Raw genomic sequence first — 19288 nt, 5'->3', positions numbered from 1 at the left:
CCTTAAACCAAACTAATGATAGGTCCCGGTTCCAAAAGAGTCGGGATTTTTTTTATCCTTCAATTATTTTTCAGGGTAAAAAGTGACTCATTCCTTATCTTGGTGTCATAGTTTTTAGAAACACTACTAATTTAAATAGCAACAAATGGAAAATTTATCAATGGATACCATAATGGGTTACGTAGAAACATATGGTATTCCGGTCTTAAAGGCCATTCTTATTTACATTATCGGTTCTTGGATCATCAAGAAGCTAGTTGGGGTACTGCGCAAAGTAATGGCAAAGGGCAGTTATGATGAGTCCCTACAGCGATTTTTAATGAACTTGGTAAGTTGGGCGTTAAAAATATTTCTGATCATAACGGTTATTGGGACCTTGGGGGTAGAAACTACAAGTTTGGCAGCGGTCATTGCAGCTGCGGGTCTAGCGGTTGGTTTAGCCTTGCAGGGGTCACTTTCCAACTTTGCCGGTGGGGTATTGATCATGATTTTTAAGCCTTACAAAATCGGGGACTTGGTTGAGGCGCAAGGAGCTTTAGGAGTAGTCAAGGAAATTGAGATTTTCACCACTAAATTGGTTTCCCCAGAAAACAAACTGATTATTGTGCCCAATGGGGCTATGGCCAATGGCAATATTGTAAACTATACGGCAGAAGGAAAAATTAGGGTAGATACCACCATAGGTGTAGGGTATGGGGAAGATATCAAAAAGACCAAAGAGGTGTTACTAGAGGTACTTACCTCTAACCCGTTGGTATTGCAAGATCCAGCACCCTCTGTAAATGTGGCCGAATTGGCAGATAGCTCGGTGAATTTTGCCGTACGCCCTTTCTGTAAGCCAGAGCATTATTGGGATGTTTACTTTGCCACCTACGAGAATTGTAAATTGGCCTTGGACAAAGCCGGTATCGAAATTCCTTATCCCCATCAAGTGGAAATCCACAAGGAAGGATAATATTAAAAACATGGCTTTTTAATTAGACCCCAGTGTAATTCGCTGGGGTTATTTTTTTTAGTTCTGTTTTTACGGCAGCTGTCACTTCCAAGGTCTCAATGAACTGTGCAATAGAGGCCTGATCAATTTTCTCATTAGTCCTAGTAAGCCCTTTAAGCGCTTCGTACGGGTTTGGATACCCTTCCCTTCGTAGAATGGTCTGTATGGCCTCTGCAACTACGGCCCAGTTATTTTCTAGGTCGGCTTCAAACTTTTCTCGGTTCAACACCAATTTGTTCAGCCCTTTTAAAGTGGATTTAAACGCGACCACCATATGCCCAAAGGGTACCCCAAGGTTGCGTAAAACGGTACTGTCCGTCAAATCCCGTTGTAATCTAGAAATAGGGAGTTTTGCAGATAAGTGTTCCAATATGGCATTGGCAAGTCCTAGATTTCCCTCAGAATTTTCAAAGTCTATTGGGTTTACCTTATGCGGCATTGCCGATGAGCCTACCTCACCTTTCTTGATTTTTTGCTTAAAATAATCCATGGAGATATACGTCCATAAATCACGGTTTAAATCAATCAATATGGTATTGATGCGCTTTAAACAGTCAAACAACGCTGCCATGTGGTCATAATGTTCTATTTGGGTGGTTGGAAACGAATGGTATAGTCCCAATTTTTCCTGAACAAATTGCTGTCCAAAGGCTTTCCAGTCAATGTTTGGATATGCCACTTTATGGGCGTTGTAATTACCTGTGGCACCGCCAAATTTTGCAGCAGAAGGAATATCGTTCAGTAAATCAAATTGCTGTTTTAATCTTTCGACAAAAACATCCAATTCTTTGCCTAAACGGGTAGGGGATGCCGGTTGTCCATGGGTACGCGCCAGCATGGGAATATCTGCCCAAGTTGTAGCCAGCTCCTTTAGTTTTTCATACACCTCAAAATATAAGGGAACGTAGACATCGTTCATGGCCGCCTTCATGGAATAAGGGATAGCTGTGTTATTGATATCCTGCGAGGTGAGGCCAAAATGGATAAATTCCTTATAAGCTTCAAGGCCAAGAGCATCAAATTTTTCCTTGATAAAATACTCCACGGCCTTTACATCATGGTTGGTTATTTTTTCGATATCCTTTATGGCACTGGCATCTGCTGAAGAAAAATCAAGGTAAAGCTTTCTTAGGGACGCAAATATCCCAGGGTCCACGCTTCTTAATTGTGGCAATGGAATTTCACAAAGGGCAATAAAATATTCAATCTCTACCTGAACGCGGTATTTTATCAAGGCTTCCTCGGAAAAATAATTGCCTAGAGCGGCCGTTTTGTCTCGGTAACGTCCGTCTATGGGTGAAATGGCGTTCAATGGGTGTAATGACATCATATTTTTTTTAGAATCGCAAAGATAGGGTTTAGAATTAGGTTGTCAAGCGTTTGGGTTAAGACCCCGTGTCGTAAGGTATGCCAATCTAAAAATTAGTTTTTTTCTTTAGTAGTTCCAACAATTTCCCGGCCCGGTTTTTATATCCTGGTGTGCCCTCGGAAAAGGTGTTTTCCAGATACTGTTTTAGTTCTGGATGAATCCAAGGAAATCCCTTGCCTAAATAATAAAGGGAGGTCATGGCAAAGACCTTGGTGGCTGCTTTATGCGTTCCAATGAGCCAATCAAAACATATACTTACCAAAGGTTCCAACTCCTTTACTTTAACCCTATCTGTAAATGCTGGCTGTGCTTCCTTAAAATATGCTTCCGTTAATAATTGGCAAGTATGCGCCATTGGCCGCATACAGGATTCTGAGGTCAATGTTGAGGTGCCACGGATAAAGTAGGAAACATGGGGAATTAAAAAATGAAGCTTTTCCCTCATCAGATGGTCAAAAACCCAACTAGCATTGAACTCATTGTTCTTATCTTGCTCAAAAATCGCTGTCAACAATGGTTGTATTACATCTGGCCGTGTTTTAAGCTTTGCGACAAGAAGGTCTATTTTAACTTTTGAAAGCCTACCTGAATTTAAAGCAATATGAAGTTCTTCCTTTGTCATCCTAGGTTTTTTGTAGCATGCGGATGACCTCTGAGACGCCTTCCGAAGCTGTTTTGGAAATAATCTGAAGGTTTGGGAAATCACTGGCCCCTACTTTGGATTTTGGGTCAATAAAATAGATTGGGGTTCCCATGCGCACGTAATGTATTAAACTTGCGGCCGGGTATACTTGCATGGATGTGCCAATGATGAGCAATACCTCTGCTTTTTTGGTAATGGCGATGGCATTATCAAGCTGTGGCACCATTTCACCAAACCAGACAATGTGTGGTCTTAACTGATGGCCATTTTGGTCTACATCGCCCACTATCAAATCTTTTTCCCAATACCGTATATCATTTTCATTTTCTGTGCTGCGTACTTTTAGCAATTCGCCATGAAGATGCAGCACCTTGCTACTTCCCGCTTGTTCATGCAGGTTGTCAACATTTTGGGTGATGATATGAACGTCAAAATCGGTTTCCATGGCTGCTAGGTCATGATGTCCTTTATTGGGTGCTACCTCTAATAATTGCCTTCTACGTTGGTTGTAAAACTCAAGCACCAGCTCTGGATCATTTGCAAAACCTTCCGGGGAGGCCACCTGCATCACATCATGACCTTCCCATAAGCCATTGGCATCCCTAAAGGTTTTTAAGCCGCTTTCCGCACTCATTCCCGCTCCGGTAAGTACCACAATTTTTTTCTTTGCCATAGCTTTTGCATCTTTTCAAATTTAACATTTTGATTATCTTAACCCTATGTTTGATGCGGATTTATTGCACTATTTGGAAGGAATCCTCACCCAAAACCGGAAACAAAGGTTTTTAGAGGTGTTGGCCAATAGGACTAATTTTCTTACTGTGGCGATGGAAGATGTATACCACTTGCACAATACCAGTGCGGTTATTCGTAGCTGTGATGCTTTTGGTGTACAAACACTTCACGTAATTGAAGATGCCTACAAGAACCGCTTGGAGAAAAAAATTGCCAAAGGTGCCGAGCAATGGGTGGATATCCATAGATATGATGATACCAAAAGCTGTTTACGGTCATTAAAAGCAATGGGGTATCAAATCATCGCAACCACCCCACACCTTACTAGCAAAACGTTGTCCGAATTTACACTTACGCAACCTACAGCCTTGGTATTTGGTACGGAAAAGGAAGGCATTAGCGAAACGGTATTACAACAGGCAGATGGGTTTTTGACCCTGCCAATGGTTGGTTTTACGGAAAGCCTAAACGTTTCCGTAGCTGCCGCCATTATCTTACAGGATTTAACGGAACGTTTAAGGAAAAGTGACTTGCCCTGGTCTTTACCTGAAGCCGAACGGCAGCAAAAACGATTGGAATGGACCAAAAAATCCATTAAAAACGTGGAGGGTATCATTGCTAAATACCAACAGGGATAAGGCATGTCATTATTGGTGGCGAAGCTTGTTTGCATCTTTATCGGTTCTTGAATCCAAACAAGATTTTGAACAAGATGTTTACTGTACTGTATTTTTTGTCGGCCTTCTTGTAATTATTCTCTTTTTATCCCTGATAGCCCCAAATCTTATGAGGTATCCAGAACTATCCTAATTGAAAAACCTAAAGCCGAAGTTTTTACAAACTACGTTCCCTAAAATTTCAAGACCAATGGTCGCCATGGGCAAAAAAAGACCCTAACATGAGGCGGGAATAAAGGGGGTGGACGGTGACGTTGGTTCTATGGGTTACTGGTTGGGCAACAAGGACGTTGGTGACGGGGAACAGGAAATCACCAGCATAGGAGATGGGCACCGTATTGAAGGCCAACTTCATTTTAGGTAACTGTTTAAATTCCAGTCTAACCGCTATTTTCTTGCTGATGAGCTAGCTTTTTGGCATACCATGGTTACCTGGGGTTTCTAAGCGAATAGCAAGTTTCCCATGTCTATTTTCATGTTGATTATGAGCATGGACAACATGGTTGGAAAGGATTTTGAAGACGGTTTAAACAACCTTAAAAGCCTTATTGTTTTAACCATTGTTTTCTGGCCTCTAGTGTCTTTTTATCGATTTTTTCACCAATTTCAATGGTATAAGTAGGGTCTTTGGCCAAGGTGACCATAGTCTGGCGTTCTTTGCCAAAGCGCTCAAAGGTGAGCGTTACAACCTCATCTGCAGCTGTACCCGTAAGATAATCGGAAAATGTAAATCCACTGCTAAGGGGCTTATTGTTCACGCTTAACAATCTATCCCCTTTTTCCAAACCAGCCTGATAAGCGGGGCCATGGATTATCGTATTCCCGCTGATTATATTTTCATTGACAGAAGCACCAAAATATCCAGTGTTTTGCCCTTGCCCCAATACCAAACCAACAGACGCCAACAACGCACCATAATCCGGCATTTGACTATCGTAGATGTAACGGCCGAAAAAATCAGTAGCCAGTTCCTTGCCTGCATACAACTGCAATTCCTCTTCCAAATTGGAAACGGTATATGGTTTTTCTGTCTTACCATATCGCAACCAAACTTGTTTAAAAAAATCATCGAGATTAAGCCCTTTTTGTCGTAGGGTTAAATCTAATGCCAATCCTAAAACACTACCGTAGGAATAGTAACTGATAAACGTATTGTTTCTGTTTTGTGGGTCCAGAGAGGTAGCGGCATCCACAAAGGGAGCCTGGTAGCTCATCTCAATGGGATTGTAGAACTGTGTTCCTGGGCTGTTCCAAACATAGTTAAAGGTGCCATTAAGGGACTTGATATAGGCTTCTGGAGTCATAAGTCCTGCCCTGCATAACACCAAGTTGGTGTAGTAGGAGGTAAATCCTTCCGCAAACCATAATTCCCCGCTCATGTCTACCTGCTCAAAATCAAACGGCTCCAAAGATTTGGGTCTGATGCGTTCTACGTTCCATGCATGAAAAAATTCATGGGAGACCGTTCCTAAATTCCGTTCCATACCCTCGCCAGCAAGACTGCGTGTATTGGTTAAAATGGTAGAATTCCGATGCTCCATTCCATCGCCGTTCACTTGTGGCATATAGCATGCGAGAAAAGTATAAGTGCCAAAATCAAACTTTGGAAGTTCACCAAAGATGGTTTTTTGTTCCAGAACAATTTTTTGGATTTTTTTAAAATACACATCCAATTCCTCTTGTGTTCCTTGATGGTGCAGTGCAAAGCGTATCGTTTGGTTATCTACTGGAAATTCACGGATTTGAAAATTGCTGATTTCCATGGGGCTGTCCATAAAGTAATAAAGATTGGGCGCCCAAAAGGTGTTATCTTTAAGTTGCTTTAATTGGGTGGCCACCTGCCAATTAGAATTTTCCGGAACCTCTACCTTAACTTCTATGGGCCTGTTGGACAGGCTAGGCGCATACATAAAGCTCGCGGGAATGTTTAGGTGCGCATGGGTTTCATCTATCTGGGAAAAGGTGCCATCACCCCTGTTGGCAAAAAGGGTATAGCTTATGGTAACCTCCCCTTGATGTCCAGGCACTCGCCATTCGTAAGGATTGGGTCTATGAAGGGTTAAGGTGTCCCCATTTATGTTTGTAGCAGTTACACTATATATATTTTTAGCAAAAGAATGGAAAGCATACCTTCCGGGAGAGCTGTTTGCCATACGGAGCACAAGGGTATCAACCTCAATCTTTGGAAAATGTAGCTGAAACCTTCCTTCATGATGAACGGCATTGTTAAAGGAAATGGTGTATGTATTGGTCTGGCCCAGACAAAATAGACCAGGAAACACGGCAACGGTCAAAATAAAAAATAGTCTCATGGGTTTTTGATGTAAGCATTAAGGTCATCTGTTGGAGTGACTATTCTGCCAGTTCCAACAGCGCGGTATCAAAGTCATTTTCCAAAACTACCTTTCCTTTTTCAACTAGCACCTCAGTTTGGGAATAGGTATCGAACAACCTGGTGCCGTCCCCAAAGAATCCTTTCACCTTTAAGTACTTTTTTCCTTTGGGCAGGTCAAGGGCGATTACTACCTTATCTTTAAAGTCGTCCTTTACAAAGGTTCTTGAGAATACATAGGGTGTCTTGGAGAGCCTTTTATGTCTGCCGGCCCCCACGGCTGGGTGATTGGTCCTAAATTGACCTAATTTTTGCCAATGCTCATGCACTTTTTTTACAGATGGTATGCTGTCTAAATCTTCCCAATTCATAAATGACCGCAGGTGGGCGTCTCCCTCCGCGCCTTCCACGGTGAGTGGCCTTAAGGTTTCATCCCCGTAATATATCTGTGAAGCACCCGGGGTCAACAACAACATGTTTGCTGCGATGTAGGGTTTCTTACGTTCTCTATCAAAAGGACTGCCATCGTCATGGGAGGTTAAATAATTGAGTACGCTTTTGCCTTTCAACTTACTATGCAAAAGGGTGTTATATTTTTTAAAAACGGTTTCATAATCCTTTTCGGCATCCCTTTTAAGATCAAAATTGATTAAACTTGAAAATCCGTGGGCAAAATAGTCCACCTTTTTGTCCCCAAAGTCAAATTCCCTTCCTCCGGTAATACCGTAGTTATACACCTCTCCGACCATATAAAAAGGCTGGTCGTCCATCACTTTTTCGGGATGTTTCTTTTTCCAGGTAGTAAACGCATACGCCGCTTCCTTTTTGAGTTCCGTCCAGGTATTTTCATTGACATGCTTTACGGTGTCTACCCTAAACCCGTCCACCCCAAATTCATGGATATAATCCGTAAGCCATTTAATAATATAAAAACGCGGTGCCCTTGGGTAGCCAGTGCGTTCAAAAAACAGATTAAGTTCCTCCAACTCCTGCCTTAATCTGCCCTCTTCTTTCCATTTTGCCAAAAGTGCATCTGGTAGTTCAACAGCTTTATCAGATTCCGTTAATATGTCTGGAAGATTCTTAACCAAGGTACAGGCCGTGGTGTTTTCATAGGAAGTAAATTCGCAAGTAGGACCGGTACGCACCCATTCTTCTGGCCACACGGGATCTATATCCGTAACGGGACCAGTGTGGTTTAACACCACATCCAAGATAACCCGTATGCCTTTTTGATGGGCGCTTTCAACGAGTTTTGCCAAATCTTGTTTGGTTCCAAAATTAGGGTCTATAGCCGTCCAGTCTTTTGCCCAATACCCGTGGTAGGCATAGGTGTTGCCGGTTCCTTCGTTGGTACTGCCGTGAACCTGTTCCACGACAGGGGTAAACCAGATGGCATTAACACCTAGGTCATTAAAATAACCAGCTTCGATTTTATCCGTTATTCCTTGGATATCCCCTCCTTCAAAACCCCTAAGTACAGCAGTAGAATCCGTTCTACCTAGGGTGATGTCATTTTCGGGCTTGCCATTATTAAACCTGTCCGTGAGGAGAAAATAAACATTGGCAGCTTCCCAGAAAAAAGGGTTGTTACTGGTATTCTCCACAGGTTTTTCTTCTATTGTTTGGGATTGGGGTTCGCTTATCGGTTTTTTTTGTTTGTCTTTACAACTTAGAACTAAACAAATAATTGCCAAGGCGATAAGCGGTTTTTTCATGTTTGAGGATTTTGCCTAAAGCTATAAAATGCATCCGTAATTATAAAATTTATTTGGGGGACGGTGTTTCCTTGCCTTGTACTTTCCAAGGCCCGAGAGAGGGGGTTAGTTTTAACTACCTTCTATTGAGGACTTTGTATTCCTCATAACAACTGCTAATGGCATCTAGGATTTGCAGGTCGTTGGCGGTTTGTATAAAGGATTTGGAATAGCTGCAATTATTTAAAATATCATCAATATCCATTTTTTCTAATTGCAAAAGCTGGGTCAGGGTCTCTCTGTCAAATTTGGAGGCCAAGAGGTCCCTAATATCCTTATCTTGTTTCATCTGTCTCAATTTTTTCATTTGCTGCGGCTTTTTACCAAAAAGATTGCGCAATAAGTCCGCAGGGTTCATGATCGAACCCAAAACTTTACTGACCGCACTAGAGCCACTCCTCCCAGCTTCATAACTTTTATTGAGCCCAGAAATACTGTATTGATAAGAGGTGTTTACAGGTAGGTTTTTAACATCAATGTCCAAATACCCAGTTAGGGCATAAGGCCGTATGGTAACCTCTTCAAGGGCATAGGCCAGTTCCGTAAGGGAAATCTTGGTATCCTCAAATTTGAACATATCATTGGTGACCCGTACTTTTTGGGGTTTAAAACCTAGATAGGTGAGGTAAAGTGTATCGTTGACCGATGCCATAATGGTAAATTTCCCATCCGGGTCCGTTACGGTTCCTTTTACCTTGTTTAAATTAATAACGTGTACGCTCTCCAACGGAAAGTTGGTTTGGGCATTGATTACAGTGGCCCTAATTTCATCTTCCATGGGTATGACATCCGTTTGCTGGCCAAATGCCATAAAACAACCGGTGAAACCAATACACAGCATGATTTTTTTTAATGACCACATAATTGGCAATTAACATAAAAGAAACAAAATAACCGTAACAAAAACCAAATTTAGGATGCTATTAACTAATAGAAACCGCTGTTTCTTTTTCCCTTGGATTTTTTGGAACCGCCCTTACCGCCTTTAAAGGAGGAATTACGGTCTCTGCGGCCACCACGATTACGGTCCCTGTCCTTGCGCTTTCCGCCACCGCCACGATGACCACCGCCACGGCTTGATCCCGGGTTTTTGGACACTTCCACATTTACAAACCTTCCGTCTACCTTAAACTCAGAGAATGTTTCCAGGATTAATGGGGTAAATTGTGCATCGGTATTGAAAAAAGAAAAGGTATCCTTGGTATCTACTTTGTAAATATCGTCTTTATCCACGCCCAGTTTGTCCCTAAGAAAATCTTTTAAGGACATCCAATCATAGCCATCTCGCTCCCCGACGTTGATAAAATAGCGTACCGACCCGTCTTTGGGCATTTGGCCTGCATCGCCACCACGGTTGCGTTCCCTATCACCGGAACCAGTATTAAGGTCCTTACTGCGGTTGTAATAGGTAAAAAACCTGGTAAACTCCACAGAGACCATTTTTTTTATAAGCTCTTCCCGATCTATGCCTTCCAGTATCTTATTGATGGCTGGCAGATACACATCTATTTCCTCATTTATTTTAGTGTCCTTTATCTTGTTCACTAAATGATACAACTGAATCTCACATATTTGGATTCCCGTTGGAATTTTAACTTCTATAAAGTCTTGTTTGATCTTCCGTTCTATGGCACTGATCTTACGCAATTCGCTTTTGGTGACAATAACCATGGAAATACCAGATTTTCCTGCCCTTCCGGTTCTACCACTACGGTGGGTATAGGTTTCAATTTCATCGGGTAATTGGTAATTGATGACATGGGTTATATCATCCACATCAATACCCCTAGCGGCAACATCTGTCGCAACAAGCATTTGAATTTGCTTTTTTCTAAAGGAGTTCATCACCAAATCACGCTGGTTTTGACTTAAATCGCCATGTAGCGCCCCTGCATTGTAACCATCTTCAATAAGTTTTTCTGCCACACGTTGTGTATCTCTTTTGGTCCTGCAGAAAATAACAGAAAAGATACCTGGATTTGCATCCGCCAACCTTTTAAGGGCTGGGTACCTATCCCTGCCTCCAACAACGTAATATTCATGTTGTACCGTACTTGCACCGGCATTCTTGGCACCTACCGTAATTTCCTGTGGGCTGTGCATAAATTTTTTGGCAATGGTAGAAACCTCTTTGGGCATGGTGGCGGAAAATAACCAAGTGGATTTTTCCTTGGGCGTATTGGATAGGATATCCTTGATGTCCTCAAAGAACCCCATGTTCAACATTTCGTCGGCCTCGTCCAGAATACAGTAATCTATTTTTGAAATATCAACAATGCCCCTGTTGATCATATCTTTCATACGGCCTGGGGTTGCCACCACAATCTGTGCCCCTTTTTTAATCTGCCGGGCCTGGTCCGTGATGCTTGCCCCACCATAAATGGCCACAATGTTCATTCCTTTTTCATATTTGGAATAAAGCTTCATTTCATTGGTGATCTGTAAACAAAGCTCACGGGTAGGGCTAAGGATTAAGCCTTGGGTAGTTCTGCTGTTGAGCTCAATTTTTTGGATCAGGGGGAAACCAAAAGCGGCTGTTTTTCCGGTACCGGTCTGGGCCAGTGCCACCAAATCCGTTTCTCCTTCCAATAAAATGGGAATTGCTTTTTCTTGAACTTCAGAAGGATTTTCAAATCCTAAATCATTGATTGCAGCTAATAAGGACTCGTTAAGCCCTAGACTTTCAAATTTTGACATGTATGTATAAGTATTCGCAAATATGTGTGTTGCATAGTGCGAATTGTTACTTATTAACCTACTGCCCAGAGCAACACCTGCCATACCGGCGGCGTTAATAAAGCGGCAAAGATACTGCTAATTTTATTGACCTCACCTATCTTAAGGTTTATGCGCTTAAAACACAACTGTCCCATCAAGGTTTAGGTTAATAACGGTTAAGATTTAGAGGGATTTGTTTCATTCAGGAAACTAATCAGTTTCTGTATTGCCCGCCCTCTGTGGCCAATCTTATTTTTTATGGATAGCGGTAATTGTGCAAAGGTCTCGTCAAAGCCGTCTGGCACAAAAATAGGATCATAGCCAAAACCTTGGTCTCCCCTTTTTTTTGTGATGATTTTTCCATTAACAGTACCGGTAAACATATGGCAAGAACCATAAATATTTAAGGCAATGGCAGTTTTAAAATGGGCATTTCTATCCTGTTTTCCTTCTAATTCCGTTAGCAACTTGTTCATGTTTTTTTCGGCATTCTTTTCTTCACCTCCAAATCTTGCGGTGTACACGCCCGGCGCACCATTTAAGGCATTGACCAGTAGCCCGGTATCATCGGAAAAGCTAGGTAAATTGTAGTTTTTGGTTACAAAATCTGCTTTGATTCTGGCATTTTCCTCCAAGGTGGCACCAGTTTCCTCAATGTCATCAAAACATCCTATCATTTCCAGGGAAAATAATTCTATGTGCGCAGGCATTAATTGTTTTACCTCTTCGTATTTGTTTTGATTGTGGGTGGCAAAGACTAATTTCATTCGACTAAAGTAGTACCTTTATGGCGTTATGAGAAAAGTAGTTTTAGCTATTTCATTATTGGCGAACTTGTTTTTTTTAATACTTTTTGTGGTTAAAAACCCATCAATGGGTAAGGAGCCTATCTTGGAAACCACGGCCATTATAGATGAAAAGGGTAATACCTTAGAAAAGGTAAATATTGTTATGTTGGGAAATTCCTTAACCTACAAAGGTGATTGGAGTACTTTGCTCAAAAGAAATGATATTTTTAACGGTGGTAAACGCGGTTGGACATCAGAGCAGTTGTCTTGGGTTATAAAACATTTTGTTTCGCCATATAAACCAAGGCTTTGCTTTTTTAAGGCAGGCACCAATGATATCACCTTAGGCGTGGCTCCTGAGCGGGTGTACAAAAATATGACACTAGTCATGGACTCCATTAAAAGTACAGGCACACATCCAGTGTATACTACAACGCTTTATCAACACGGCGCCTTGGACCGAAACAGGATATTTGACTCCATCAATGCTCAAATGGAATTGTACTGCAAAACCAAGGGATACGATTTTTTAGACTTGAGACCATTTTTATGCAAAGACGGTGATATAGAAAAAAAATATGTTGAAGATGGCAATACCCATTTAACGAGCGAAGCATACCCACTGTGGGCTAAAGCTATGCAACCAATTCTTGAGAAGTATGGTTTATAAGGTTCTCGTTGGATTGAAAGTTACATTAAATTTAAATGCCCTCTGGATAAAAGCTAAGGTTTTGATGAACGAAATGACCATTATATTTTGATAGCTTTGTAGTATGGCTTTAAAAATACCACCTGTATTTGTCTTATTACTATTTGCTTTTGCCATGTACATCTTGGCCAGCTTTTTACCTTTTGGGGCTTTTGATTTTTTTGGACGTACAGGTCTTATGTATGCGGTGTGGGGCCTTTCCTTTGTGCTAATCTGTATTTCTGTCCTCACCTTTTACCGGCAAAAAACGACGGTTGATCCGCGTAATCCACAAAAGACGTCACAACTGGTGATTTCTGGAGTTTACAGCTATACTAGAAATCCCATGTATCTGGCCATGTTGTTTATTTTAATTGGTTTTGGGCTATATCTGGGCAACGCCTTTAATACAATAATTGCGGCACTATTTGTTTATTACATGAATGAATACCAAATAAAACCAGAGGAAAAAGTATTGACTGCCTTGTTTGGAAAGGACTATACCCTTTACTGTAAAGCGGTTAGAAGGTGGTTTTAGGGTTTTGGGTTGGCATATTCCAAAAATATCTGGCAATTTGGTAAAAAATTATGGATGAAATTGCGGTGGCAATGGAAAAATCACTTTTTTTTTGGTCACACCTGCTCCATGTATATTAATCTGTACTTTTAGCAATTATTTTATTGCATGGTTGAAACAAACAGAAAATACATTTTTGATTTTGATAGCACCCTAACAAGGGTAGAGGCCCTTGATGTCCTTGCGGAAATCACTTTAAAGGATGGCAGTTCCAAAGCCAAGGTTTTGGAAGAAATCCAACACATTACAAATTTAGGTATAGACGGTGATATTTCTTTTACGGAGTCCTTGGAACGAAGAATACAACTTTTGCGCGCAACCAAAGGGGATTTGGTACCCTTGGTACAGCAACTAAAACAAAAGATTTCCAAATCTATAGAGGAAAACAAAGAGTTTTTTAGGAACAACGCAGAGGATATTTATGTCATTTCTTGTGGTTTTAAGGAGTTTATAGACCCCATTGTGGCAGAATATGATATTCCTTCGGAACGGGTTTTTGCCAATACGTTTAAATTTGATGCCGCAGGAAATATTATTGGGTTTGACGAGACCAACGTACTCTCCAAGCATAATGGTAAGATAGATTGTTTAAAGAACTTGGATTTGGAGGGGGAGGTGCAAGTCATAGGAGATGGATACAGTGATTATGTGATGCGGGAAGCGGGCATTGCAGATAAGTTTTTTGCCTACACGGAGAATGTGCACAGGACCAAAGCCGCGGACAATGCCGATTATATTACGCCCAACCTTAATGAATTTTTATACGTGAACAATTTGCCCAGGAAAATATCGTACCCAAAAAATAGAATTAAAATATTGTTGCTGGAAAATGTGCATCCGGATGCTTTTGAACACCTTTCTGAAGAAGGATTTTCGGTGGAGCTTTTAAAGCATGCCCTTCCGGAGGAGGAATTGATGGAACGCATCAAAGGGGTGCACGTACTGGGAATCCGTTCCAAAACACAGGTCACCAAAAAGGTGTTGGAGGCCGCGGATAGGCTTTTGGTCGTTGGGGCTTTTTGTATAGGAACCACGCAGATAGATTTGGAGACGGCAAAGAAAAATGGGGTGGTCGTTTTTAATGCGCCTTACAGCAACACACGGTCTGTAGTAGAGCTTGCCATTGGGCAGATTATAATGCTTAAAAGAAGCATTTTTGCCCGAAGTACGGAGATTCATCAAGGAAAATGGTTTAAAACAGCCTTAAACTCACAAGAGGTTAGGGGAAAAAACCTTGGTATCATTGGCTATGGCAATATTGGAAAACAACTTTCTGTATTGGCAGAAGCCATGGGGATGAGGGTCTATTATTATGATATCGCCGATCGTTTGGCCCTGGGCAATGCCACAAAATGTAAGACCTTGGAAGAACTACTGGCAATATCGGATGTGGTTACCTTGCATATTGACGATAATAAGGCAAATAAAAATTTTATTGGGGAACAACAGTTTTCCCAAATGAGGGATGGTGCAGTTTTTGTAAATCTTTCCCGTGGATTTGTGGTAGACATAAAAGCATTGGTAGCGGCATTGCAAAGTAAAAAGTTAAGTGGTGCAGCCGTAGATGTGTATCCCGAGGAACCTAGAAGCAATGGAGCATTTAAAACGGAGCTACAAGGCTTGGAAAACGTTATCCTAACCCCGCATATAGGGGGGAGTACGGAGGAGGCCCAGCGGGATATTGCAGATTTTGTACCCAATAAAATCATGGATTACATTAATTCCGGCAATACCGTGGATGCCGTAAATTTTCCCAATATAAGACTGCCCAAACAGCAAAATGCCCACAGATTTTTACATATACATGACAATGTACCAGGCATCATGGCAAAAATAAATGAGGTGCTTGCCAAGTACGAATTGAATATTTCTGGACAATATCTTTCTACGGATAGTGAGGTGGGTTATGTTATTACGGATTTGGACAAGGATTATAACGATGATGTATTCAGGGAGTTAAAAGCGATAAAGGGTACCATTCGTTTCCGGGTACTTTACTAATCTTCTACTATTCCTTTTTTCTTTAGGATTTTATAGCAAGGTGAACGCATTCTGGCGGCAAGTGAATAGGAAATGGATTTCTCGTAATGGTTCCAACAGATAATGGCTAACCACATTTCTATGGCATCCCACCCCTTTTGTTTTCCCTTTTCACAACAATTTTGATTTAATGCAATATTTTCACTCTAAATTGTAGGTATTAAGCTACAAATTTAGTTAAGTTGAATAATTCACGTTTTTTCAAAAAGGGCTTTAGGGCGTATTACTTGTTGGTGGTTTCTATCATTATTTTGACCATTGCAATACAGTCCATAACCCAATATTCCTTAAATAAACAGCGCGGAACCGCCATGTTGGTGAATTTGGCAGGAAGGCAACGGATGTTAAGTGTACGCCTATTGGCAGAAAGCTACACATGCAGATATGATAATTGCAATTTTGCAGAATTTAAAATTACCTTGAACAAGTTAGTAGAAATGCATACCATGCTACAAACGGGAGACAAACGTTTAGGGATACCCAAATTGGATGATGAGCGCATTTTGGCCCAATTTGCAAAACTTGATTCGCACGTAAACTGGCTGCGATGGAACTTGGGCAATGTGGAAGAGATGACACAGGTACACCAAAATGATATAAGGTATAGGACCAACAGGTTTATAGAGCTTATGGACGATATTGTTTTACAATTTCAAAAGAAATCGGAAAACGATATAAAGGGCATCCGTATCGTAGAGTTGGAACTGGCCATTTTTTCTGTAGTCATTGTCTTGTTTGAAATCTTTTTTATCGTCAACCCCATTATCAATAGAATATTCAGTCAGAAGAAAAAGTTAGAGGAAATAGCTTGGCACCAGAGCCATGTGTTTAGCTCTCACATGAAAAATATAGCGGATTTACAGTATGTGCTCAAAGTGGAGAAGCGTCAGGAACGGCGTGACGAAATTCTTGCTTTTATCAGTGAAGAAATAGATAAATTAAAGGGAGTGTCGGACGCTATGTTAAGGGCATTATCCAAAGATGGTTCCCATAAAAATCCACACCACCAGATTATGGCAAAGATGGAGCAGCTTTTGGCCAAACGCTCAAAGAATCAATCATCCGTTACTGATGATGATAAGGTTCATTCTTAAGGATGGTAAATGCCCGGTATATCTGTTCTACGGCAAAAAGCCGAATCATTTGATGTGAAAAGGTCAGTTTTGAAAAACTGATTTGTTGATTGGCCCTTTGGTACACGCTATCATGGAACCCATATGGTCCCCCAATGGCAAAAACTAGATGCTTTATGCCACTGTTCATCCTTTTTTGTAATTCCTTGGAGAAACCCATACTACTGAACTGTGTGCCCCTTTCATCCAAGAGCACCAAAAAGTCGCCTGAATCTAGCTGTTTAAGCAATACCTCACCTTCTTTTTTGCGTTGCTCCTCCTCGGACAGATGCTTACTTTTCTTAATATCTGGAAGCATCAATACATCAAATTTAATATAATGCCCTAACCGTCTACCGTACTTCTGTATAAGTGATTTAAGCTCCCCACTGTCCGTTTTTCCTATGGTGATAAGAGTAATGCGCATATTGCCTTTGCTTTTTTCAAAAATACGATTTGCCAAACGTTGTGCCTACCGCGTCCTATACAACGCAAATGACAGTATTATGATGGTCTATGTTTAAATGCTAGAAGGTATGTTAAAGGCGAAGCTTTTCTTATTTTAGCGTAAATTCCATTTTTACCATGATATCCGCCGATAAATTTCAACAAGAACTACAATTAATTATCGCCAATGCCATACGTGAAGATGTAGGGGATGGCGATCATAGTTCATTGGCTTGCATACCGGAAACTGCGACAGGAAAAGCAAAGCTACTAGTAAAGGATACCGGTGTTATTGCTGGCGTGGCATTTGCCGAGCAGGTTTTTGCTTATGTTGACAAGAATTTAAGCGTGGAGGTTTTGATCAACGATGGTAGTCAAGTAAATCATGGCGATATTGTGTTTTACGTTCAGGGGAGCTCCCAAAGTATTTTAAAGGCAGAGCGGTTGGTGCTTAACGCTATGCAACGGATGAGTGCCATTGCCACCAAAACAAAGACTTTTGTTGATTTGTTGGAGGGTACTACAACCAAAATATTGGATACCAGAAAGACTACGCCCGGAATCCGTGCACTAGAAAAATGGGCCGTTACCCTTGGTGGCGGGGAAAATCATCGTTTTGCCCTGTATGATATGATTATGCTCAAGGACAACCATATCGATTTTGCAGGCGGTATCACCAAGGCCATTGCCAAAACACATGCGTATTTGGAACGCACCAACCGTGATTTAAAGATCATTGTGGAGGCCAGAAACCTGGATGAGATAGCAGAAATTTTAAAGTCGGACGGGGTGTATCGAATCCTTATTGACAATTTTAATTTTGAGGATACCAGAAAAGCCGTTGAAATGATTGGGGGGCAGTGCTTAACGGAATCTTCTGGGGGCATTAATGAAGCTACGATAAGGGAATATGCAGAATGTGGGGTGGACTATATTTCTTCTGGGGCGCTTACCCATTCTGTCTACAATATGGACCTTAGTTTAAAGGCGGTATAATGTCCAAGGCCATTGAAGAAAGACTACAGCGGATACCTGTCGTCAATTGGTTGGTTAATATCCTAAAAACCATACGCTTACCAGGTTTTGAGGGTCTCTCTATTTACGACCTAATTGAGATATACATCTTTGGTATTGTTAAGGGAGCCCTATCCAGTAGAGCCAGTTCTATTGCCTTTAGTCTGTTTATGGCCTTATTTCCTTTATTGATTTTTTTGGTCACATTAATTCCTTTTGTCATCCCTTATGTAAGCGTGGGGAGTGAAGATTTTGATAGCCAGTTCCTATTATTTTTGGAATCCTTTTTACCTAGTGCCACCAGTGATTACTTTAGCGAGGTCTATCAACAAATTAAAGATCAAAAACGGGGAGGACTGCTGTCTTCGGCATTTTTGATTTCAATTTTTCTTGTGGCCAATGGGGTAAATTCCATTTTCAGTGCTTTTGAAAATTCATACCATATAGAATTGACCCGTAATTTTTTCCGTCAATATGCCTATGCACTTATGGTGGGGATGATTTTATCCGTGCTATTGATTTTAGGGGCAGTGGTTTATGTCTATTTTGAGTTTTATATCATAGAATATACGACAGAATATCTAGGAAAAACCCTAGGTTATGACGTGGAAAAGAGTGATGCTATTGGTCTTCAAATGGCAAAGATCCTGTTCTTTATGTTACTGTCTTATCTTACCACTGCCATTTTGTACTATTTTGGCACTGCCGAAGGTAGAAAGGTCCGTTTTTTCTCCCCCGGAGCGCTCATGACCACCTTACTATTTGTGCTCACTTCTTATCTATTTGGGGTTTATGTAGAAAAGTTTGCCCGTTACAACGAGTTGTACGGAGCCTTGGGTGGATTACTTATTTTTATGGTGTTTATATGGTTAAATAGCAATATCTTGCTTCTAGGGTTTGAGCTGAACGCAACCCTACAATCACTAAAAAAGAGCGTTATAAAGAGAAAGGAACATGATTAGATATACGCAGCTAGCAACCTTGGTAGTTTTTTTACTTTGTATAACCGCTGCGCGGTCACAGTCCATTTTTGGAAAATGGAAAACGGTTGATGACCGTAATGGCGTGGTAAAGGCCATAGTAGAACTTTATGAGGAGGACGGCAAAATGCAGGGAAAGGTGCTTAAGATCATGGAAAAGGGTAAGGAAGATATGCTGTGTGTAAAATGTGAGGGGGAGTTAAAAAACCAACCCATAAACGGGATGCAAATCATTTATTCCTTTGAAGAAACGGAAAAAGGGGTTTATAGGGGTAAAAAACTATTTGATCCGGAGCAGGCCATGACCTTTAAGGGCAAAGTTTGGTTGGACCCAGAGGATAGCGATAAACTTAAGGTTCGTGGCTATCTTGCATTTTTGTACAGAACCCAGACTTGGTTAAGGGTAAAAGATTAAAC

Annotated in this window: 19 protein-coding genes; 9 read left to right on the top strand and 10 right to left on the bottom strand. The window is 41.1% G+C overall.

Going from position 1 to position 19288, the window contains the following annotated elements; all coding sequences use genetic code 11:
• Positions 1 to 145 precede the first annotated feature (145 nt).
• Entirely contained in the window at positions 146 to 955 is an 810-nt protein-coding gene (locus I595_RS02945) for a mechanosensitive ion channel family protein (protein WP_054557884.1), read from the top strand.
• A 22-nt stretch (positions 956 to 977) separates the two neighbouring features.
• On the opposite strand, the gene purB is transcribed toward I595_RS02945, so the two are convergent.
• The 3 genes from purB to I595_RS02930 all read right to left on the bottom strand — a co-directional run bounded on the left by purB (position 978) and on the right by I595_RS02930 (position 3679).
• Positions 978 to 2321, bottom strand: coding sequence for an adenylosuccinate lyase (gene purB, locus I595_RS02940; protein ID WP_054557883.1), 1344 nt, complete (start codon positions 2319 to 2321; stop codon positions 978 to 980).
• Between the two features lie 88 nt (positions 2322 to 2409).
• Positions 2410 to 2985 (bottom strand): hypothetical protein, encoded by a 576-nt coding sequence (locus tag I595_RS02935; RefSeq protein ID WP_054557882.1) that lies wholly within the window; start codon positions 2983 to 2985, stop codon positions 2410 to 2412.
• 1 nt (position 2986) lies between these two features.
• Positions 2987 to 3679, bottom strand: a complete 693-nt coding sequence (locus tag I595_RS02930) for an SIR2 family NAD-dependent protein deacylase (RefSeq protein WP_054557881.1) — start codon at positions 3677 to 3679, stop codon at positions 2987 to 2989.
• Between the two features lie 46 nt (positions 3680 to 3725).
• Between I595_RS02930 and I595_RS02925 the strand changes: the two genes are divergently transcribed.
• Entirely contained in the window at positions 3726 to 4379 is a 654-nt protein-coding gene (locus I595_RS02925) for a TrmH family RNA methyltransferase (protein ID WP_054557880.1), read from the top strand.
• A 220-nt stretch (positions 4380 to 4599) separates the two neighbouring features.
• Here I595_RS02925 and I595_RS17310 read toward each other — a convergent pair whose 3' ends face one another.
• The 6 genes from I595_RS17310 to I595_RS02900 form a co-directional block, all read right to left on the bottom strand.
• Positions 4600 to 4773 (bottom strand): hypothetical protein, encoded by a 174-nt coding sequence (locus I595_RS17310; RefSeq protein ID WP_157449630.1) that lies wholly within the window; start codon positions 4771 to 4773, stop codon positions 4600 to 4602.
• 190 nt (positions 4774 to 4963) lie between these two features.
• On the bottom strand, positions 4964 to 6730 hold the full coding sequence (locus I595_RS02920; RefSeq protein WP_054557879.1) for a M61 family metallopeptidase: 1767 nt from the start codon (positions 6728 to 6730) through the stop codon (positions 4964 to 4966).
• Positions 6731 to 6770: 40 nt separating this feature from the next.
• Entirely contained in the window at positions 6771 to 8468 is a 1698-nt protein-coding gene (locus I595_RS02915; protein ID WP_054557878.1) for an alpha-amylase family glycosyl hydrolase, read from the bottom strand.
• 115 nt (positions 8469 to 8583) lie between these two features.
• Positions 8584 to 9318: a carboxypeptidase-like regulatory domain-containing protein gene (locus I595_RS02910; protein WP_054558026.1), complete on the bottom strand. Its 735-nt coding sequence runs from the start codon at positions 9316 to 9318 to the stop codon at positions 8584 to 8586.
• A 116-nt stretch (positions 9319 to 9434) separates the two neighbouring features.
• Entirely contained in the window at positions 9435 to 11204 is a 1770-nt protein-coding gene (locus I595_RS02905; RefSeq protein WP_054557877.1) for a DEAD/DEAH box helicase, read from the bottom strand.
• A gap of 197 nt (positions 11205 to 11401) precedes the next feature.
• Positions 11402 to 11992, bottom strand: coding sequence for a non-canonical purine NTP diphosphatase (locus I595_RS02900; RefSeq protein ID WP_054557876.1), 591 nt, complete (start codon positions 11990 to 11992; stop codon positions 11402 to 11404).
• A gap of 106 nt (positions 11993 to 12098) precedes the next feature.
• Here I595_RS02900 and I595_RS02895 point away from each other — a divergent pair, with 106 nt between their 5' ends.
• From I595_RS02895 to I595_RS02880, 4 genes are all read left to right on the top strand, one after another.
• The gene (locus I595_RS02895) at positions 12099 to 12683 is read left to right on the top strand and encodes an SGNH/GDSL hydrolase family protein (RefSeq protein WP_172675901.1); all 585 of its coding nucleotides are present in this window, start codon (positions 12099 to 12101) and stop codon (positions 12681 to 12683) included.
• 103 nt (positions 12684 to 12786) lie between these two features.
• The gene (locus I595_RS02890) at positions 12787 to 13239 is read left to right on the top strand and encodes a methyltransferase family protein (protein WP_054557874.1); all 453 of its coding nucleotides are present in this window, start codon (positions 12787 to 12789) and stop codon (positions 13237 to 13239) included.
• 147 nt (positions 13240 to 13386) lie between these two features.
• Positions 13387 to 15279 (top strand): phosphoglycerate dehydrogenase, encoded by a 1893-nt coding sequence (gene serA, locus I595_RS02885; protein WP_054557873.1) that lies wholly within the window; start codon positions 13387 to 13389, stop codon positions 15277 to 15279.
• Between the two features lie 221 nt (positions 15280 to 15500).
• Positions 15501 to 16412: a type IV pili methyl-accepting chemotaxis transducer N-terminal domain-containing protein gene (locus I595_RS02880; RefSeq protein WP_054557872.1), complete on the top strand. Its 912-nt coding sequence runs from the start codon at positions 15501 to 15503 to the stop codon at positions 16410 to 16412.
• On the opposite strand, the gene rlmH is transcribed toward I595_RS02880, so the two are convergent.
• Positions 16384 to 16857 (bottom strand): 23S rRNA (pseudouridine(1915)-N(3))-methyltransferase RlmH, encoded by a 474-nt coding sequence (gene rlmH / locus I595_RS02875; RefSeq protein ID WP_054558025.1) that lies wholly within the window; start codon positions 16855 to 16857, stop codon positions 16384 to 16386. The two genes, I595_RS02880 and rlmH, sit on opposite strands and share 29 nt — an antisense overlap.
• Positions 16858 to 17015: 158 nt before the next feature.
• Here rlmH and nadC point away from each other — a divergent pair, with 158 nt between their 5' ends.
• From nadC to I595_RS02860, 3 genes are read left to right on the top strand one after another with little or no spacing between them, the layout of a single operon-like run.
• Complete coding sequence (gene nadC, locus I595_RS02870) at positions 17016 to 17873, top strand: carboxylating nicotinate-nucleotide diphosphorylase (protein WP_054557871.1); 858 nt, start codon at positions 17016 to 17018, stop codon at positions 17871 to 17873.
• On the top strand, positions 17873 to 18853 hold the full coding sequence (locus tag I595_RS02865; protein ID WP_054557870.1) for a YihY/virulence factor BrkB family protein: 981 nt from the start codon (positions 17873 to 17875) through the stop codon (positions 18851 to 18853). Before nadC ends, I595_RS02865 begins: the two co-directional genes overlap by 1 nt.
• Positions 18846 to 19286 carry a DUF2147 domain-containing protein gene (locus tag I595_RS02860; protein WP_054557869.1) on the top strand — a complete coding sequence of 147 codons (441 nt, stop codon included), beginning with the start codon at positions 18846 to 18848 and terminating at the stop codon, positions 19284 to 19286. Before I595_RS02865 ends, I595_RS02860 begins: the two co-directional genes overlap by 8 nt.
• Positions 19287 to 19288: the final 2 nt, after the last annotated feature.

The organism is Croceitalea dokdonensis DOKDO 023 (genome assembly GCF_001306415.1).
Classification (GTDB): Bacteria; Bacteroidota; Bacteroidia; order Flavobacteriales; family Flavobacteriaceae; genus Croceitalea; species Croceitalea dokdonensis.
The sequence above is the reverse complement of the archived record's forward strand: the minus strand, read 5'-3'. Positions and strand labels throughout refer to the sequence as shown.

Bases quoted from the DNA above. Each gene is read 5' to 3' on its own strand.
- I595_RS02945 (WP_054557884.1), top strand. From the start codon at position 146: ATGGAAAATTTATCAATGGATACCATAATGGGTTACGTAGAAACATAT.
- purB (WP_054557883.1), bottom strand. From the start codon at position 2,321: ATGTCATTACACCCATTGAACGCCATTTCACCCATAGACGGACGTTAC.
- I595_RS02935 (WP_054557882.1), bottom strand. From the start codon at position 2,985: ATGACAAAGGAAGAACTTCATATTGCTTTAAATTCAGGTAGGCTTTCA.
- I595_RS02930 (WP_054557881.1), bottom strand. From the start codon at position 3,679: ATGGCAAAGAAAAAAATTGTGGTACTTACCGGAGCGGGAATGAGTGCG.
- I595_RS02925 (WP_054557880.1), top strand. From the start codon at position 3,726: ATGTTTGATGCGGATTTATTGCACTATTTGGAAGGAATCCTCACCCAA.
- I595_RS17310 (WP_157449630.1), bottom strand. From the start codon at position 4,773: ATGAAGTTGGCCTTCAATACGGTGCCCATCTCCTATGCTGGTGATTTC.
- I595_RS02920 (WP_054557879.1), bottom strand. From the start codon at position 6,730: ATGAGACTATTTTTTATTTTGACCGTTGCCGTGTTTCCTGGTCTATTT.
- I595_RS02915 (WP_054557878.1), bottom strand. From the start codon at position 8,468: ATGAAAAAACCGCTTATCGCCTTGGCAATTATTTGTTTAGTTCTAAGT.
- I595_RS02910 (WP_054558026.1), bottom strand. From the start codon at position 9,318: ATGGCATTTGGCCAGCAAACGGATGTCATACCCATGGAAGATGAAATT.
- I595_RS02905 (WP_054557877.1), bottom strand. From the start codon at position 11,204: ATGTCAAAATTTGAAAGTCTAGGGCTTAACGAGTCCTTATTAGCTGCA.
- I595_RS02900 (WP_054557876.1), bottom strand. From the start codon at position 11,992: ATGAAATTAGTCTTTGCCACCCACAATCAAAACAAATACGAAGAGGTA.
- I595_RS02895 (WP_172675901.1), top strand. From the start codon at position 12,099: ATGGGTAAGGAGCCTATCTTGGAAACCACGGCCATTATAGATGAAAAG.
- I595_RS02890 (WP_054557874.1), top strand. From the start codon at position 12,787: ATGGCTTTAAAAATACCACCTGTATTTGTCTTATTACTATTTGCTTTT.
- serA (WP_054557873.1), top strand. From the start codon at position 13,387: ATGGTTGAAACAAACAGAAAATACATTTTTGATTTTGATAGCACCCTA.
- rlmH (WP_054558025.1), bottom strand. From the start codon at position 16,857: ATGCGCATTACTCTTATCACCATAGGAAAAACGGACAGTGGGGAGCTT.
- nadC (WP_054557871.1), top strand. From the start codon at position 17,016: ATGATATCCGCCGATAAATTTCAACAAGAACTACAATTAATTATCGCC.
- I595_RS02865 (WP_054557870.1), top strand. From the start codon at position 17,873: ATGTCCAAGGCCATTGAAGAAAGACTACAGCGGATACCTGTCGTCAAT.
- I595_RS02860 (WP_054557869.1), top strand. From the start codon at position 18,846: ATGATTAGATATACGCAGCTAGCAACCTTGGTAGTTTTTTTACTTTGT.